The organism is Brevundimonas sp. (assembly GCF_036402095.1).
Classification (GTDB): Bacteria; Pseudomonadota; Alphaproteobacteria; order Caulobacterales; family Caulobacteraceae; genus Brevundimonas.
This window is the reverse complement of record NZ_DASWTO010000001.1, coordinates 1-16,320: the sequence shown is the minus strand read 5'-3', so window position 1 is coordinate 16,320 and position 16,320 is coordinate 1. Positions and strand designations below refer to the sequence as shown.

Annotated in this window: 18 protein-coding genes; 9 read left to right on the top strand and 9 right to left on the bottom strand. The window is 71.1% G+C overall.

What is annotated here, in order from left to right; all coding sequences use genetic code 11:
* The 3 genes from VGD32_RS00090 to VGD32_RS00080 form a co-directional block, all read left to right on the top strand.
* A partial coding sequence (locus VGD32_RS00090; RefSeq protein WP_331029875.1) for an Lrp/AsnC ligand binding domain-containing protein occupies positions 1-274 on the top strand: 274 nt, incomplete at its 5' end.
* 50 nt (positions 275-324) lie between these two features.
* Positions 325-999 (top strand): AraC family transcriptional regulator, encoded by a 675-nt coding sequence (locus VGD32_RS00085; protein ID WP_331029874.1) that lies wholly within the window; start codon positions 325-327, stop codon positions 997-999.
* Positions 1,000-1,008: 9 nt separating this feature from the next.
* Positions 1,009-2,175, top strand: coding sequence for a hypothetical protein (locus tag VGD32_RS00080; RefSeq protein ID WP_331029873.1), 1,167 nt, complete (start codon positions 1,009-1,011; stop codon positions 2,173-2,175).
* Here the strand turns inward: VGD32_RS00080 and VGD32_RS00075 are convergent.
* The 6 genes from VGD32_RS00075 to VGD32_RS00050 all read right to left on the bottom strand — a co-directional run bounded on the left by VGD32_RS00075 (position 2,172) and on the right by VGD32_RS00050 (position 8,278).
* Positions 2,172-3,626 (bottom strand): NAD-dependent succinate-semialdehyde dehydrogenase, encoded by a 1,455-nt coding sequence (locus VGD32_RS00075; RefSeq protein ID WP_331029872.1) that lies wholly within the window; start codon positions 3,624-3,626, stop codon positions 2,172-2,174. The genes VGD32_RS00080 and VGD32_RS00075 overlap by 4 nt on opposite strands.
* Before the next feature lie 39 nt (positions 3,627-3,665).
* Complete coding sequence (locus tag VGD32_RS00070) at positions 3,666-5,327, bottom strand: MFS transporter (protein ID WP_331029871.1); 1,662 nt, start codon at positions 5,325-5,327, stop codon at positions 3,666-3,668.
* Between the two features lie 193 nt (positions 5,328-5,520).
* Positions 5,521-5,658 (bottom strand): entericidin A/B family lipoprotein, encoded by a 138-nt coding sequence (locus tag VGD32_RS00065; RefSeq protein WP_331029870.1) that lies wholly within the window; start codon positions 5,656-5,658, stop codon positions 5,521-5,523.
* Between the two features lie 37 nt (positions 5,659-5,695).
* The gene (locus tag VGD32_RS00060) at positions 5,696-7,471 is read right to left on the bottom strand and encodes a sensor histidine kinase (RefSeq protein ID WP_331029869.1); all 1,776 of its coding nucleotides are present in this window, start codon (positions 7,469-7,471) and stop codon (positions 5,696-5,698) included.
* Between the two features lies 1 nt (position 7,472).
* A complete protein-coding gene (locus VGD32_RS00055) occupies positions 7,473-8,081 on the bottom strand; it encodes a sigma-70 family RNA polymerase sigma factor (RefSeq protein ID WP_324774601.1) in 609 nt (202 codons plus the stop codon).
* A complete protein-coding gene (locus tag VGD32_RS00050; RefSeq protein WP_331029877.1) occupies positions 8,078-8,278 on the bottom strand; it encodes a NepR family anti-sigma factor in 201 nt (66 codons plus the stop codon). Before VGD32_RS00050 ends, VGD32_RS00055 begins: the two co-directional genes overlap by 4 nt.
* 194 nt (positions 8,279-8,472) lie before the next feature.
* Here VGD32_RS00050 and VGD32_RS00045 point away from each other — a divergent pair, with 194 nt between their 5' ends.
* A complete protein-coding gene (locus VGD32_RS00045; protein ID WP_331029868.1) occupies positions 8,473-9,267 on the top strand; it encodes a response regulator in 795 nt (264 codons plus the stop codon).
* A gap of 60 nt (positions 9,268-9,327) precedes the next feature.
* Here the strand turns inward: VGD32_RS00045 and VGD32_RS00040 are convergent, their stop codons facing one another.
* Positions 9,328-9,699 carry a hypothetical protein gene (locus VGD32_RS00040; protein ID WP_331029867.1) on the bottom strand — a complete coding sequence of 124 codons (372 nt, stop codon included), beginning with the start codon at positions 9,697-9,699 and terminating at the stop codon, positions 9,328-9,330.
* A 348-nt stretch (positions 9,700-10,047) separates the two neighbouring features.
* On the opposite strand from VGD32_RS00040, the gene VGD32_RS00035 reads away from it, so the two are divergent.
* A complete protein-coding gene (locus VGD32_RS00035) occupies positions 10,048-11,070 on the top strand; it encodes an NADP-dependent oxidoreductase (RefSeq protein ID WP_331029866.1) in 1,023 nt (340 codons plus the stop codon).
* A gap of 10 nt (positions 11,071-11,080) precedes the next feature.
* Complete coding sequence (locus VGD32_RS00030) at positions 11,081-11,488, top strand: acyl dehydratase (RefSeq protein ID WP_331029865.1); 408 nt, start codon at positions 11,081-11,083, stop codon at positions 11,486-11,488.
* Between the two features lie 105 nt (positions 11,489-11,593).
* Here the strand turns inward: VGD32_RS00030 and VGD32_RS00025 are convergent, their stop codons facing one another.
* Both VGD32_RS00025 and VGD32_RS00020 read right to left on the bottom strand, forming a co-directional pair.
* On the bottom strand, positions 11,594-12,388 hold the full coding sequence (locus tag VGD32_RS00025; RefSeq protein ID WP_331029864.1) for a SapC family protein: 795 nt from the start codon (positions 12,386-12,388) through the stop codon (positions 11,594-11,596).
* Between the two features lie 97 nt (positions 12,389-12,485).
* Positions 12,486-14,540, bottom strand: coding sequence for a TonB-dependent receptor domain-containing protein (locus VGD32_RS00020; RefSeq protein WP_331029863.1), 2,055 nt, complete (start codon positions 14,538-14,540; stop codon positions 12,486-12,488).
* Between the two features lie 100 nt (positions 14,541-14,640).
* Here VGD32_RS00020 and VGD32_RS00015 point away from each other — a divergent pair, with 100 nt between their 5' ends.
* The 3 genes from VGD32_RS00015 to VGD32_RS00005 form a co-directional block, all read left to right on the top strand.
* On the top strand, positions 14,641-15,117 hold the full coding sequence (locus VGD32_RS00015) for a Fur family transcriptional regulator (protein WP_331029862.1): 477 nt from the start codon (positions 14,641-14,643) through the stop codon (positions 15,115-15,117).
* A gap of 48 nt (positions 15,118-15,165) precedes the next feature.
* Positions 15,166-16,056 (top strand): alpha/beta hydrolase, encoded by an 891-nt coding sequence (locus tag VGD32_RS00010; protein WP_331029861.1) that lies wholly within the window; start codon positions 15,166-15,168, stop codon positions 16,054-16,056.
* Between the two features lie 88 nt (positions 16,057-16,144).
* The coding region (locus VGD32_RS00005) for an aldehyde dehydrogenase family protein (protein ID WP_331029876.1) at positions 16,145-16,320 on the top strand (176 nt) is incomplete at its 3' end.

Below are 16,320 nucleotides of genomic sequence, written 5' to 3'. Positions count from 1 at the left end.
CCTGCCGATCAGCGTGTTCGTGACCGTGACCCTGTCGTCGCAGGCGGAAAGCGCCCTCACCGCCTTCGAAACGGCCATCGCCACCGTGCCGGAGGTGGTCGAATGCTATCTGATGACCGGCGGCTCGGACTATCTGCTGCGACTGGTGGTGCGCGACGTCGACGATCTCGAGCGGGTCCACTCGCGCGAGCTGACGCGGATCCCGGGAGTGACCCGAGTGTCCTCTAGCGTGGCCATGCGGACGGTGGTGAAGCGGGGCGCCTTACCGGTTTGACACTGGACCTCGGGACGCCCCGATCCCAGTCTGGGCGGGTGCGACATGCGATGTTCCAGACCCTGACCGCCGGCGGCCGCTTGGAGCGCCACCGGCACGCTCACGCCTATGCCGCCGTGGTGCTCGCGGGCGGCTATCACGAGGCGGGCGACCGGGGCCGGTTCCGGGTCCGCCCGGGAGAGGTGCTGATCCACGGGCCGTGGGAGTCGCACATGGACGCCGTGTCGCCGACCGGGGCCGTGGTCTTGAACCTGCCGCTGGCGACGGACCTCGCCTTCGGGGCGGGGCGGGTGGCCGATCCGGACGCGGTGGCGCGGGCGGCGCAACGGGACCTTGTGGAGGCCGCCGTTCTGCTGGGCGAGACGACCCGGCCTCTGGCCCCCGCCCCGGGCGATTGGCCGGACCGGCTGGCGACGGCGTTGAGACAGGACCCGGATACGGCGCTGGCGGCGTGGGCCGCGGCGGAGGGCCTCGCCCCGGCGACTGTCAGCCGGGGCTTCAGGGAGGCGTTCGGAGTCAGTCCGCGACGCTACCGCGCCGAGCAGAGGGCGCTGATGGCGGTGCGGCTGCTGCTGTCGCGCGACGATCCGCCGGCGGCGGCGGCGGCCGAACTGGGGTTCGTCGATCAGGCCCACATGACCCGGGCGGTGGCGGCCCTGACCGGGCTGACGCCGGGTCGGCTGAGGGTCAAGTGGGTGCAATCCCCGGGCGCCGCCGTCGTCTAGTCGGGAGCGATGAACCGTCGCTCGCTTCTGATGTCCGCCCTCGCCGCGCCCCTCGCCGCTGCGCTCCCCGGCTCCGTTTCCGCCCAGGCGCGGCCGGGCCCCCGCACTGTCTGGCGGGTCAATCCGTCAGAGGGGCAGGACGCCATCGCCTTTCTGGCCCCGCTGTCGGGCCGCGAACTCTACACCCGCTTCTACGCCGACGACGTCGCCCTGTTCGCGCCGAAGCTGACGGAAGCGACCCGGGCGGCGGCGCCCGAGCTGTGGCGGTCGGCGGAAGAGGCAGGCGTGGGCCTGTTCTCGCCCAACCTCGCGCTGATCCTGTCTCACGCGGAGACCGACGCCACGATCGACGACCTGCTGACCGCGTTGGCGGACCCGGAGGCGAACATCCGTCCGGCCTTCGAGGCCGGGTCCTACTGGAACGAGTCGGACTGGAGGTGGTTCGCCAGCAAGGCGGGCGAGATCCGCGCCGTGTTCGCCGACCTGGAGGCGGCCGGATTCGCGGCCTTCCGGCAGGAGCGGGCGATGGCGGCGGTGGCGGCGGGCCTCGCCATGCTGCGCGCGGCCCTGCCGGCTTTCGACGTCGTCCGGGTGGAGGAGCGGCTGACCGGCCGGACCTTCGCGCCGGAGATCGACATCACCGTGCTGTATTTCTCCAAGCCGCACGGCATCAAGGTGCGGGGGCAGCGGTTTCTTCAGGCGGCGGACTACGACGTCGCCACCACCGTGCGGATCGCGGCGCACGAACTGCTGCATCCGCCGATCCCGATGGACGGAGCGGCGGCGCGGGCCGCGCTGGCCGTCTTCGGGCGGGACCCGCTGATACCGAGGATCGTCGGCGAGCACGATCCGCGCTGGGGCTATGCGACCCTCGAAGGCCTGTTCAACGAGGACCTGTGTCAGGCGCTGGACCAGATGGTCAGCGAGGAGCTGGGCGTCGGACGCAATCCGGCCGACCGCTGGCGAAAGGCCGACGACGGCATCCATGTGATGGCGGCCGGCTTCTACGGCCTGCTGCGCGAGGACCGCTGGACCCGCGAGGGCAGCTCGATCGAGGCCTGGGTGCTGGACGCGGCCAACCGGGGGCGGCTGGCGCCGGAGGTCTTCCACGCGGCGGCGGCCGAGGTGCTGGAACGGCCGGCCGGCGCCCTGTGGCCGGTGGGACCGGAGGCCTAGCGCAGCGCCAGCGTCACCTGTTTGATGTCGACGTATTCGTCGATGCCGTGGATCGAGCCCTCGCGGCCGTAGCCGGACTGTTGGACGCCGCCGACGGGGTCGACGGCGGTGGAGATGATGCCGGTGTTGACCCCGCACATGCCGGCCTCGATGCGGCGGCCGAGGCGCATGGCCCGGTCGAGGTCGCGGGTGAAGACGTAGGAGGCGAGGCCGAACTCGCTGTCGTTGGCCTTGTCCAGGACCTCGTCCTCGCTGTCGAAGGCGAAGACCGGGATCAGCGGGCCGAAGGTCTCCTCGCGGCGGAACAGGGCGTCGTCGCCGCCGAAGGTCACGGTCGGCTGGAAGAAGCGGCCGCCGAGGGCATGACGGTCGCCGCCGGTCAGGACCTGGCCGCCCGAGGCCTTGGTCAGGGCGAGATGATCCTGGACCTTGCGGACGGCCTTGTCCTCGATCAGCGGCCCGACCTTGACGCCGGGCTCGAAGGCACCGCCGACGGGGATCTTCGCCACCGCCTCCGCCAGCTTGCGCGCAAACTCATCCGCCACAGGACGTTCGACATAGACGCGGTTCGGGCAGACGCAGGTCTGGCCCGAGTTGCGGAATTTGCCCCTGATGGTCTCCGTCACCGCGAGGTCGAGATCGGCGTCGGCGAAGACGATCAGCGGGGCGGCGCCGCCCAGCTCCATCGACACCCGCTTCAGGCTCGGGGCGCACTGCTCCGCCAGCTTGCGCCCGACCGGAGTCGAGCCGGTGAAGGAGAGCTTGCGGATCAGGGGCGAGGCGGTCAGGGCGGCGCCGATGGTCGCGGCGTCGCCGGTGACGACGCTGAGCACGCCCCGGGGCAGGCCCGCCCTATAGGCCAGTTCGGCGAGGGCGATGGCGGTGAACGGCGTCTGGCTGGCCGGCTTGACCACGGCGGTGCAGCCCGCGGCGAGGGCGGGGCCCAGCTTGCGCGTCAGCATGGCCGCCGGGAAGTTCCACGGGGTGATGAAGGCGCACGGTCCCACCGCCTCGCGGAAGGTCAGGATGACGTGGCCCAGCGGGCTGTCCTGGGTCTCGCCGATCAGGCGTTCGGCCTCGCCGGCGAACCATTTGATGAAGCTGTTGGCGTAGGCGACCTCGCCCTTCGCCTCCTCGAAGGGCTTGCCGTTCTCGAGCGCCATCAGGGCCCCGAGGCCCTCGCTGTGTTCGTCGATCAGCCGGGCCCACTCGCGCAGGACGGCGGCCCGCTTGTGCGGGTCGGAGCGCGACCAGGCGGGGAAGGCGTCGTGCGCGGCCTGGATGGCGCGTTCGGTTTCGGCGGCGCCGAGGTCGGGAACGTGGCCGAGGATGTCGCCGGTCGCCGGATCATCGACCGCGATGCGCGCGGCCGAGGTGACCGGTTCGCCGGCGATCAGGGCGTGCTCGCGCAACAGGTTGAGGCCGGCCTCGCGGCCCTTCGCTTCGGTCATGGTCTTCGTCCGGCTGGGGAGGCGCGGAAGGGAAACGCCTCAGGTCTCGATCGTATGCAGGTCCCGGCCCCGGGTTTCCGGCAGCCACAGCAGGCTGACGATCACGGCGACCAGGGTGAAGCCGACCGAATACCACAGGCCGAAGTAGATGTTCCCCGACGCCGCCACCAGGGCGAAGCTGGCGGCGGGCAGCAGGCCGCCCACCCAGCCGGTGCCGATGTTGTAGGGCAGGCTCATGGCGGTATAGCGCACCCGGGTGGGGAACAGTTCGACCAGGGCCGCCGCCTGCGGACCGTACAGGGCGGTGGCGGCGACGATGAAGACCATCAGGATGGCGAACATCAGCGGCAGGTCCATCCGCGCCGGATCGGCCTTCACCGGATAGCCGGCGGTCGCCAGCGCGGCCTTGACCCGGGTCTCCACGTCGGCGCGTGCGGCCTTCAGTTCGGCCGCCGACAGACCTTCGCCCTCGACCGAGGCGACCTCGGCTCCGCCGACCCGGACGGTGGCGACGCTGCCGGGCAGGGCCGGGGCGTTGGCGTAGGAGACGCCGGCGTTGGACAGCACCGTCTTGGCGATGTCGCAGGAGCTGGCGAAGGCGGCCTTGCCGACCGGATCGAACTGCAGGGCGCAGGCGGCGGGATCGGCCACCACCGTCACCGGCGCCGACGCCTGGGCCTCGGCCAGGGCCGGGTTGGCGGCCTTCGTCAGGGCATGGAAGCCGGGGAAGAAGGCCACAAGGGCCAGGATCATCCCGAACAGCATCACCGGCTTGCGCCCGACCCGGTCCGAGAGCCAGCCGAAGAAGACATAGAGCGCGGCCGACACCACCGTCAGCCACAGCATCAGCATGTCGACCGTGGCCGTCTCGACCTTGAGAATCCGCTCCATGAAGAAGCGGGTGTAGAAATAGCCGCAATACCAGACGGCGCCCTGGGCGATCATGATGCCGAACAGCGCCAGCAGCACGAAGCGGCCGTTGTTCCACTGCAGGAAGGCCTCGCGATAGGGCGCGCGCCGCTCGCCGCCCTCTTCCTCCATGCGGCGGTAGGCCGGACTCTCGTCCAGCTTCATGCGGATCCACAGCGAGATGCCGAGCAGGAAGGCCGACAGCAGGAAGGGAATGCGCCAGCCCCACTCGTCGAAGGCCTCGGCGCCGACGATCTGGCGGGTGATCAGGATGACGCCGAGCGCGCCGATCAGGCCCAGGGCGGCGGTGGTCTGGATCCAGCCGGTCAGATAGCCCCGCTTCCGCGGCGGCGCGTGCTCGGCGACATAGATGGCGGCCCCGCCGTATTCGCCGCCGAGGGCGAAGCCCTGCAGCACCCGCATCAGGATCAGCAGGATCGGGGCGGCGACGCCGATGTCGCCGTAGTCGGGCAGCAGGCCGATGGCCACCGTGGCCAGACCCATGATGGTGATGGTGACGAGGAAGGTGGTCTTGCGCCCCGTCCGGTCGCCGAACCATCCGAACACCAGCGCGCCCAGCGGACGGACCACGAAGCCGACGCCGAAGGTCAGCAGCGCGAGGATGTAGCCGGTGGCCTCGCTGACCTCGGCGTAGAAGTGGCTGGCGATCACCGCCGTCAGCGAGCCGAAGATGAAGAAGTCGTACCACTCGAAGGCGGTGCCGGCCGCGGAGGCGGCGACCACGGTTCTCAGGCCGGGACCCGATGCGGCCTCGGTGGTCTGGTCGGTCATGGCGCGTTTCCCCCGGCGTCGATCAGCCTGGCGTCGTCTGGCGGACGCCTCGCCGCGATGCTAGCGCCGCCGCCGCGCCGCGCAAGCGCCCGGGGCCGCACACATGCGAAGGCCCGCCGGCGGGGGGGAGCCAGGCGGGCCTTCTTCGACCGAACCGCGTGTCGGGGGAGAGCCGCGGGTCGGGAACCGGACTCTAGTTCTTGGCGTCTTCCGCCGCGTCGGTGACGGCGTCGCCGGCGGCCGAGGCGTCGCGGCCCACGCCCGAAATTGTGTTGCAGGCGGCCGTGGTCAGGGCGGCGGCGGCGGCGACGAGAACGAATATCTTGCGCATTGTGCGATCTCCTGGCGCCGGGGGAGCGGCGTACCCCTCAAGAACGTCGGGACGCGGGCCGGGTTCCGAGATCGGCCGGGTCGGTGGGCGTGACGGCCTCGGGGGTGGCGAAGGTCATGCGGGCGATCGTGCCGCCGCCGGGCGCCGCCACCAGCTCGACCTCGCCCCGCAGCTGTTTGGCGAAGGCGCCCATCAGCGTGCGGCCGACCCCGGCGCGGAAGGTCTCGCTGACCCCGGGGCCGTCATCCTCGACCTCGAGCACGCTGGTTTCGCCCTGGACGCGGAAGCGCACCTTGAGTGCGCCGCCGCGGCCGGCGAAGGCGTGCTTCTGAGCGTTGGTCACCGCCTCGACCAGCCACAGGGCGAGGGGGGCCAGCTTGTCCGGATCGACCACCAGGGAGTCGGCCTCGACCGAGGAGGTCACCACCGGGCCGCGACCCGCTTCGCTGGAGACCAGCTGCCCGACCAGTTCGGTCAGGAAGATGCGCGCGTCGGCGTAGCGCAGGTCGGCGCTCTGGTAGAGGGTGCGGTAGATCAGGGCGAGCGCCGAGATGCGCTGGCGGGTGTCGCCGACGGCGGCCTTGGCCTGGCGGTCGGTCAGGGCGCGCTGCTGCATCGACAGCAGGGACGAGATGATCTGCAGGTTGTTCTTCACCCGGTGATGGATCTCGCGCATCAGCGCGTCCTTCTCCTCGAGGGAGGCGTTCAGATCGGCGTCGCGGGTGGTGATGGTGTCGGCGAGGTCGTCGAGGGTGCGGGCGAGGACGCGGATTTCCGCGGGCGCGTTCATCGCCTGGACGGGGCGCACCGAGAAGCGGCCGCGCGCATAGATCGCCGCCACCCGCTCCAGATAGACCAGCCAGCGGACCACGATCCTTTCCGACACCCACATCACCGACAGGAAGGCGATCAGCCAGGCCAGCAGCGGGACCATGAAGGCGCCCACGGGGTTCAGCCGCGCCCATGACAGCAGGCCGGGCGCGGGCGCGGACAGCAGGGCGTAGACGTCCCGGCCCGCCAGCGCCGCGCCGGCGTAGACGCGGCGGCGGCCGTCGGCGTCATCGGCCTCGAAGATCGCCGAGGCGTCGCGGCGGGCGCGGTCGACCCAGCCCGCCACGCTGCGGCCGCCCGCCAGGCCGAAGGCCCGCGGGTCGGTGGCCGTGAGGATGCGGCCCTCGCCATCGGTGAGCGCCGCCTGCGACCCTTCGGGCAGGGCGCGGTCGGCGATGTCGGGCTGCAGGGCGGAAAGCGGAATGACGGCGATCATGGCGCCGTCGAACGCGCCGAGCGGTCGCTCCAGCCGGATGGCCACGATCAGGCCGGCCGCCTCGCCGGCGCGGATCGGGGCGCGGGCCAGCACGGTGTCCTCGCCCTGGCGCAGCCGCTGGAACCAGGGCGAGGCGCGGGCTCCGGTCAGCCAGGCGGGCGAGGCCGCCGCCAGTCCGCGGGAGGCGCAGGCGGTCTGGCCCGTGGGCGACAGCCGCGCCAGCCCGTCCAGCCCCTCGATGCGCTGCACCAGCGAGGTGAGCCGCGGCTCGCAGAACAGCTCCAGCGCCTCCGGGCGCAGGGCCTGAAGCAGCACCGTGGTGCTGTCGAGCCGCCCCTTGACGTTCGCGGCGGTGCGCTCGGCCGCCAGTTGCAGGTCGTCGCGCCGCTCCCGGTCCTGGACCCGGAACTGGGCGTCGGCCTGGAAGGCGCCAAGCGCCAGCACCGGCAGCAGGGCGAAGGCGAGCGCGGCTCCGAGGCGAAAGCGGATGCCCTGGAATTGCGGGGGAGCCAGACCCCGACCGAGCGCTCGCCCGATACGGATCACCTCAGCCCCGGACGCTGCTCAGGCGATCGGCGTCGGCGAGGATGGAGCGCATGGCGTCACCGGCGGCGCGGCCGTCGCGGGCGTAGCCGCCGCGTTCGAGCGTAGCCTGCAGCGCCTTGCGGGCGCGGGAGACGCGGCTCTTCACGGTGCCGACGGCGCACTGGCAGATCTCCGCCGCCTCTTCGTAGGCGAACCCCCCGGCGCCGACGAGGATCAGGGCTTCGCGCTGCTCCTCGGGCAGGGTGGCGAGCGCCAGGCGCAGTTCATCGAGGGCGACCGGGGATTCCGGATCGTCGACGGCGACGAGCGTGCGCTCGGCGGCTTCCTGGTCCAGCTGCGACTGGCGCCACGAGCGGCGCTTCTCGGAATAGAATTGGTTGCGCAGGATCATGAAGGTCCAGGCCTTCATGTTGGTGCCCATCTGATAGCTGGCGCGGGCGTCCCACGCCTTCATCATGGCGTCCTGCGCCAGGTCGTCCGCCGCCGTAGGGTCGCCCGTGAGGGTGCGCGCGAAAGCCCGCAGGTGCGGGATCAGCGCGACCAGCTCCCTCTTGAAGGCGTTGTCGTCGGCGGAGGGAGGCTTGGGCGGCGGAGTCGAGGCGCCGCTCATGCGCCGCTCCCGTCCGACGAGCGGTCGTCGGCCCGGCGGAGAATGTCCAGGAACTCGTCGGGAACCGGTTCGTTCACGACCTCGTCGAACATGTGCCGAAGCTTCACCCCGATCGCCTGCTGACGAAGGCGCGCTTCTTCCAGTGCGGGCCCGGTCGGGGGCGCCGCCTTGCGGGAAGAGTTCGAATTGTCTGTCATTGAATGAACGGCCGCCACCCTGACGCTATTGCTGCGATTGCCGAAAACGCCAGCGTCGAAGGAGGGTTCCTAGGTTACGGCGGTTTAATGCTCAAGCTTTCACTGCGCAGCGGGAACCGTGGCCGATTTGATACGTTGACCGGGACTGCCGAGGTTCCAATTGGTGTGGGACCCATTTTGTCGGGGAAGATTTCATGAGCCTGCTGGCCCGTCTCGCGCCGCATTTGCCCTATGTGCGCCGCTACGCCCGTGCGTTGACCGGCGATCAGACGACTGGCGACAACTACGTCCGTGTGGCGCTGGAGGCCCTGGCGGCGGGCGAGCGCCAGCTGCCGCCCGAGATGACCCCGCGGGTCGCCCTCTATCACGTGTTCCACGCCATCTGGGCCTCGACCGGGGCGCAGCTTGAGGACAAGAGCGGGCTGGAAGGCCGCGACGACGCGTCGCGCCGTCTGATGCAGATCGCGCCCCGCTCGCGCCAGGCCTTCCTGCTGACCGCCCTCGAGGGCTTCACCCCGTCCGAGGCGGCGCAGATCCTCGACGCCGACGCCAACGACGTGGAGCGGCTGATCGCCGAGGCCCAGGCCGATATCGACGCCGAACTGGCCACCGACGTCCTGATCATCGAGGACGAGGCCATCATCTCGGCCGACATCGAGAGCCTGGTGAAGGAGCTGGGCCATCGCGTCACCGGCACCGCGACCACCCATGACGAGGCCGTCGACGCCGTCGCCCGGCACCGCCCGGGTCTGGTGCTGGCCGATATCCAGCTGGCCGACGGATCCTCGGGCATCGACGCGGTCAAGGACATCCTCAAGCGGATCGACGTCCCGGTCATCTTCATCACCGCCTTCCCCGAGCGGCTGCTGACCGGCGAGCGGCCCGAGCCGACCTTCCTGATCACCAAGCCCTTCCAGCCGGAGACGGTGAAGGCGGCGATCAGCCAGGCGCTGTTCTTCCACCCCTCGCGCCAGCGCGAAGCCGCCTGACGCGTCTTCCCGGGATCGGACAAGAGCCCCGGCCGCAAGGCCGGGGCTTTTTCATGCCGGTTACGGGGCCGGCGGCGGCGAGGGCTGCGCCGGGACCGTGGGCGCATTGACGTTGGCCGGTTCGGCCGTTCCCGGAACGGTCGGCTGTCCGGTGGCCGTGGTCGGCGCGTCGGCGGCGGGGATTGTGTTGGCGTCGGCCTGGAAGGCGGCCGCGTCCACCGTCTGGTCGCCGTCGTTGGCGTTGGTCCTGGAGAACCCGCCCTGGCTGACGAACCACATGCCGAGCAGCAGGACCGCGACCGCCGCCAGCGAGACCAGCAGCAGGGTCAGGATGCGAACGCCGCCGCGGCCGCCGCGCACATACTGGGCCTCGACCGGGCGGCCCTCGTGGACCGCGTCGGCGGCCTTGTCGTGGGGGGATTGATGGGTCATTTGCGGCCTCCGACGGCGATTGCGCTATGGCCGATCAACGCCCCGGCCAGCGGCGCCGTTCCGGCGTTCGCCCGGCGAGCGAAAAAAGTTCAGAGGCGGCGGAACCGGGTGGCCGCCGCTCCGTTATCGGTCTGCGGAGGCGGCGACGCCCCCCCGACTTGAGACTGGCGAAAGCCGGTCTGTCGCCTCCGCGCCTCATTCTCGATGATGCCACTTCAGGCGGACCCTCTGCGGTCCGCCTTTTTCTTTGTCCCACGCTGGACAGGCGGCGCGGCCCGGTCATGATGGCCCGTATCGAAAGAAAACCTGCGCGCGATCTCCGGGTCGCGACACCGAAGGAGACGGCCCATGGCTCGCGTCAATCGTCAGTGGGTGCTGCGTCAGCGGCCCCGCGGCCTGGTCCAGCCGGGCGATCTGGAACTGGTCGAGGCGCCGGTCCCGGCCCTGAACGAGTCGGAGGTGCTGGTCCGCACGGTCTATCTGTCGCTGGACCCGACCAACCGCACCTGGATGAACGACGCCGAAGGCTATCTGCCGCCCGTGCCGCTGGGCGGAGTGATGCGCGGCCTGACCCTGGGCGTGGTCGAGGAGAGCCGCTCGAGCCGCTTCCGGGTCGGCGACATCGTCACCCCCCTGTCCGGCGGCTGGGCCGACTACGCCGTCGTGCCCGAGATGCAGCTGCGCCAGGTGCACCGCGCGCCCGGCCTGCCGCTGACCGCGAACCTGTCGGTGCTCGGCATGACCGGCATGACCGCCTATTTCGGCGTCACCGACGTGCTCAAGGCGAAGGAAGGCGAGACGCTGGTGATCTCGGCGGCCGCCGGCGCGGTCGGCTCGATCGCCGGCCAGGTGGCCAAGGCCCGCGGCGCCCGGGTCATCGGCATCGCCGGCGGGCCGGAAAAGCGCCGCTGGCTGACCGAAGAGCTCGGGTTTGACGCCGCCATCGACTACAAGAACGAGGATGTCGGCGAGGCGCTGGACCGGCTGGCGCCCGACGGCGTCGACCTGAATTTCGAGAACGTCGGCGGCGACATCATGATCGCCGTGTTCAACCGGCTGAAGACCCACGGGCGGATGGCGGTGTGCGGCCTGATCTCGGCCTATAACGCCACCAAGGCGCCGCCCTCGCCGAACTTCGCCCGCATCATCACCCACCGCCTGACGGTGCAGGGCTTCCTGGTGCTGGACTACGCCCACCGCGGCCGCGAGATGGCCGCGGAGATGGGGCCGTGGCTTCAGAACGGCGACGTCAAGTGGAAGGTCCATGTCGACGACGGCCTGGAGAACGCGCTGGACTCGCTGAACCGCTTGTTCACCGGCGACCACGACGGCAAGCTGCTGGTGCGGGTGTCCGAAGAACCCGCGGGCTGAGGGCTTTTCGATGAGCGAACCGCTCCACGTCCATTTCGAGGATCTGGCCGTGGGCGAGGTCGTGCCCCTCGGCGCCTGCATGGTCGACCCGGCGGCGATGGACGTGTTCGTCGAGCGCTTCTCGCCGGGCTGGGACGTCGCCTACGGCGCGCCCGACGCCATGGTCTATGTGCTGTGGAGCCGGCTGTTCGCCGACAAGGTCTCCGGCTGGGCCCAGTCCAAGATTCTGGCCGTCGACGGCCTGCGCTACATGCGCAATCCGCCCGCCGGCGAGCTGATGCGCGGCCGGATGACGGTGATGGGCAAGGACCCCGTCGGCGACGAGAAGGGCATCGTCATCGCCCAGCACGATCTGCTCGACGAGGCCGGACGGCTGGTCTTTTCCTGCCTGACCCGGTGCTTGCTGGCGCGCCGGTAGGGCGCAGGCAACAGGCAGCAGGCAGCAGGAAGACGGCGTATAGCGAAAGGGCGGCCCGCCGAAGCGAGCCGCCCTGATGGCTGACGCCTGGCGCCGGCTGCCTTCCTAGGCGTTCCCGGCGGCCGGTTGGGCTGCGGCGGCCTTCTGGAAGGCCATGGCGATCAGACGATCCCAGCCCAGCAGCGAGACCAGGTGGGCGTAGATCTGGCCCAGGGCGCCGTTGTCGCGCAGCTCGGCCAGCTTGTCGGCCGGCAGCGCCTTCAGCTTGTCTTCCGAGACGGCGAAATATTCGGCGATCTTCTGCGGCGCGGCGGTGGTGCCGTCCGGGTTGCGCGGCGTGAAGACGGCCTCGCGGGTCTCAAGCAGATCGAGGTCGGTCAGCAGCTTGACGAAGGCCTCGGTGCGCAGGCGCTCCTGCTCGAAGTTGTTGCAGAACTCCATCGCCTGCTGGACGTAGGGCGACGGCTGGCCCTCGACGAACAGCGGGGTGGCGCCGCCCTCCTTGATGAAGGGCGCGTCGCGGTCGACGCACAGGATCAGACGCTTCTGCGCCTCGTCGTTGGCGAACACGAACGGATAGCGACGCACATAGGCCGGGATGTAGGCCTCGGGCCGGAAGGCGCCGGCGTCGTTGACGAACAGGTTCTCGCCCTGGCGCAGGGCCATGACCGCAACCGGCTGGCGCGCGTCGCCGACGAAGATCACCGGATAGGTCAGGGCCGCCGGCGCGAATTCGGTGACCGTCAGGGGCACGATGTTGGTGTTGGCCACGAAGGCGTAGGGCTGGTCGACGGCCTCGACGCCGAGCGTGCCGTGGGCCTCGACCGAGAGCGGTTCCGGCTTGCCGTAGAACAGGACGTTGCCCGAAAGCGGGGCGGCGTTGGCGTTGGTGTCGGTCATGGACGCGAAACGAGCTCTGGATGAGAAAAGGGAAGCGCGCTTCTAGCCCAGACGGCGCCGGGCGGCAAACGCGGTTCCCCCCGCCGTTGCATGGGGGTCAGAAGCGCCAGGTGACCCCGGCCCGCAGGCTGCGGCCGGGCAGGGGCGCGATGTCCTTCTGGAAGCTGGCGTGCTCGCGCGCCTCGGCGTCGGTCAGGTTGGAGGCCTCGGCGAAGACCGTGACGTTGCGGTCCGCGAACGGCCGGATCGCGCCCTTGAGGCTGACGAGGGTGTAGCCGTCGGTCGGGCGTTCGAAGGCGGCGGTGCGGTCCTGTTCGCCGACGTGGCGGACCTCCAGCCCGGCGTCGAAGCGGCGCGAGGTCCAGTCGAGGCCGGCGGTGACCGACCACGGGGGAATGCGCGCCGCGGGGCCCAGATCGGTGGCTGCGCGCACCCAGTCGGCGGCGCCCGTCAGGGCCAGGCCGCGGTCGCCGCTCTCCCAGAGGCGGTATTCGGCCTCGGCCTCGAAGCCCCGGAATTCGGCGTCGGTCTGCACGTATTCGAAGATCGGCAGGCCGGAATCGACGTCGTCCGCGCCCGTCGGCCGCAGGTCGATGAACCCGTCGTAGTCGGCGGCGTAGGCGTGCAGGTCGAACTCGAACGGTCCCTGGGCGAAATGAACGGTGGCCTCGAGCGATGTCGCCACCTCGGAGTCGAGGTCGATGTTCCCGACCTCGAAGGCGCCGGTGGCGACATGCGCGCCCTCGGCGAACAGCTCGACCTCGCTGGGCGCGCGTTCATTGCGGGCGACGCTGAGGCCAAGGAACAGTGGCCTGGTCGGGCGGAAGAACAGGCCGGCCGAGGCCGAGACGTTGGAGAAGTCCCGCTCGCCCGCCGCGCTTTCCAGCGACCGCTTGTCGAGGCGCAGGCCGCCCTCGAAACCGAGGCCGCCGCGGTCGAAGCGCTGGACGGTGTAGAGGCCCTGCTCGCTGATGTCCGTGCGGGGCACATAGGCCTCGTCCCCGACGGCGTCGAAGGTGCGCTCCAGCAGCTGGGCGCCGACTACCCCCTGCCAGCCGTCGCGTTCGCGCTGGATCAGTTCGAACCGGCCCTCGGCCCCGTCCGAGAAGAATTGCGTGCCGACCTCGTCGCCCTCGAACTCGGTGTGGGCGTAGTCGGCCCAGCCGGCGGAGAGGCGGACGGCGCTGAACGGGCCGGCGTCGAAGGTCAGCTCGCCGCGCAGGTCGTAGCGGCTCTGTTCGAGACCGATCGAGACGCCGTCCTCGCCGGCGTCGGGGTCCAGGGGGTCCGGCTCGTGGGCGTGGCCGGGCACGCCATAGGTGGTGTCGACGTGCTTGAACGAGGCGCCGAGATAGCCGCGCGGGCCGATCCAGCTGGCGCCGGCGCCATACTGGTCCAGCTGGACGAAGGTGTTGCCGACGGTGCGCTCCGGCCCGGGGGCCTCGCCCTCCTCGTCGAGCAGCCGCTGCGACTCCGGGAAGACGGGGACGTCGTAGTCGGAGGCGTCGCGGGTGAAGCCGTCGACGGTCAGGACCAGCGGTCCGGCGTTGGCCTTCAGCCGCGCGCCGAAGCTGGCGCCGTCGTCGATGGTCGAGGCCTGCGCCGACACGTGGCCGTCGAGCCCGCCTTCGGCCCGCTCCGTGGGAATGCGGTCGTCGATGATGTTGACCACGCCGCCGATGGCCGAGCCGCCGAACACCAGGGTCGAGGGGCCGCGCACGATCTCGATGCGCCGCGCCTCGCCCGGGTCGACCGCCACCTGGTGGTCGGGCGAAACCGAGCTGGCGTCGATCATGCCGAGGCCGTTGGTCAGGACCTGGACGCGCGGGCCCGACAGGCCGCGGATCACAGGGCGGCTGGCCCCGGGCGCGAAATTGGTGCTGCGGACGCCGGGCAGGCCGTTGACCAGATCGCCCAGGGTCGCGGCGGGCGCCACGGCGAGGTCTTCCTCGTCCAGCACCTCGACCGCCAGCAGGCTGGCCCGGTCGGTGACGCCGAAGGGCGTGCCGGTGACGATGACGTCCTCGACCCTCACGTCCTGCTGCCCGGGCGCGGCCTGGCCGCCGGTCTGGCCGCCCGTCTGGGCGGCGGCGCCGCCGCCGAACGCGGTCGAGGCCGCGGCAGCGAGGAGCAGGGAGCGATAGGAGATCATGCGGCAGGCCTCGTTCGGGGCGGTAGTGTTATGAGATAACATCACAGTCGGTCAAGCCCGCGCGGTTGCGACCGGTCGGCCGAGCGACTAGCAGTGGCCCATGGGCGACGCCTGCCACCATCACCACGCCGACGGCCCGCCCGGGGAGGCCGAGGTCGAACGCGCCCTCGCCGCCGCCGACGATCGCCTGACCGCCGAGGGCGAGCGGATGACCGCCGCCCGGCTGCGGGTGCTGGCGCTGCTGCTGGAGGCCGGCGAGCCGGTCAAGGCCTACGACCTGATCGCCCGCTTCGGCGAGGACGGTCAGCCCGCGAAGCCGCCAACGGTCTACCGCGCCCTCGAGTTCCTCGAACGCAAGGGCCTGGCCCACCGCATCGCCTCGATCAGCGCCTACGTCGCCTGCACCTCGGGCGGACGCGACCATGCCGCGGCCTTCCTGATCTGCGATTGCTGCGGCGCCACGCGGGAGGTGTCCTCGCCCGTGGCCGGGGACCTGGGCCGCGCCGCCGACGCCGCCGGCTACGCCATCGAGCGGACCACCATCGAGGCCCACGGCCGCTGCCCGGCCTGCCAGTAGGCGGAGGAGCGGCTGGCGCGCGCCTCCGCCAGGGCCTATCTGAACGCCATGGACGCGATCCGGCTCTCCCCGCCCCGTCGCCTGAGCCTGCCGGTCAGCAACCGGTGGGGCGCCGGCGAGATGAACGTGCTGGATTTCGGCGACCCCAAGCGGCCGGTCGACCTGGTCTTCGTCCACGCCAACGGCTTCAACGCCATGACCTACCGCACGCTGCTGGCCCCGCTGTCGGGATCGCTGCGGATCTGGGCCCCCGACCTGCGCGGCCACGGCCTGACGGCCCTGCCTTCCGAGCCGAGGGGGCGGCGCGACTGGCACGATCACCGTGACGACCTGATCGCCCTGCTCGATGCGCTGGACGGCCCGCCGGTGGTGCTGGCCGGACATTCCATGGGCGGCACCGCGGCGCTGCTGGCGGCGGCCGAACGGCCGGGGCGAGTGTCAAAGCTGGTGCTGCTGGATCCGGTGATCTGGCGCCGCTGGACCGTGCTGGCCTTCCAGCTGCCGCTGCTGGACCGGCTGGCCTCGCGCATTCCGCTGGTGAAGAACGCCCGCCGCCGCCGCGCCGTGTTCGACAGCCGCGAGCAGGCTCTGGCCGCCTATACGGGGCGGGGCGCGTTTCGCGGCTGGCCCGAGATCGTGCTGGCAGACTATCTGGCCGACGGCCTGATCGAGACGGACGAGGGTCTGACTCTCGCCTGTCCGCCCGACTGGGAGGCCTCGAACTACGCCGCCCAGAGCCATGATCCATGGCGGGCGCTGAAGCGGCTGGACCGACCGGTGCGCATTCTCAAGGGCGAGGCCGGCTCGACCTGTCACGTGCCGGAACGCCCGCGCCGCCTGCCGCACGTCACGGTCGAGACGGTCGAGGGCGGCACCCATTTCTTCCCGATGCTCAAGGCCGATGTGGCCCGTGACGCCCTGTTCGACGCGGCGGTCTGACGCCGATCAGGGCACTGGCGCGGGCGGGTCGGGCGGGCTAAACCGCCGCCAACCAGAACAAGCCGACACTTCAGGGAAACGCCCACCCATGCGCGACATCAACCATTTCATCGACGGCGCCGCCTTCAGGGGCGCCTCGGGCCGCTTCTCGGACGTGTTCAACCCGAACACCGGCGAGGTGCAGGCGCGGGTGCAGCTGGCTACGGCGGCCGAGATGGACCGGGCGGTGCAGGCGGCCCAGAACGCCTTCGACGGCTGGTCCTC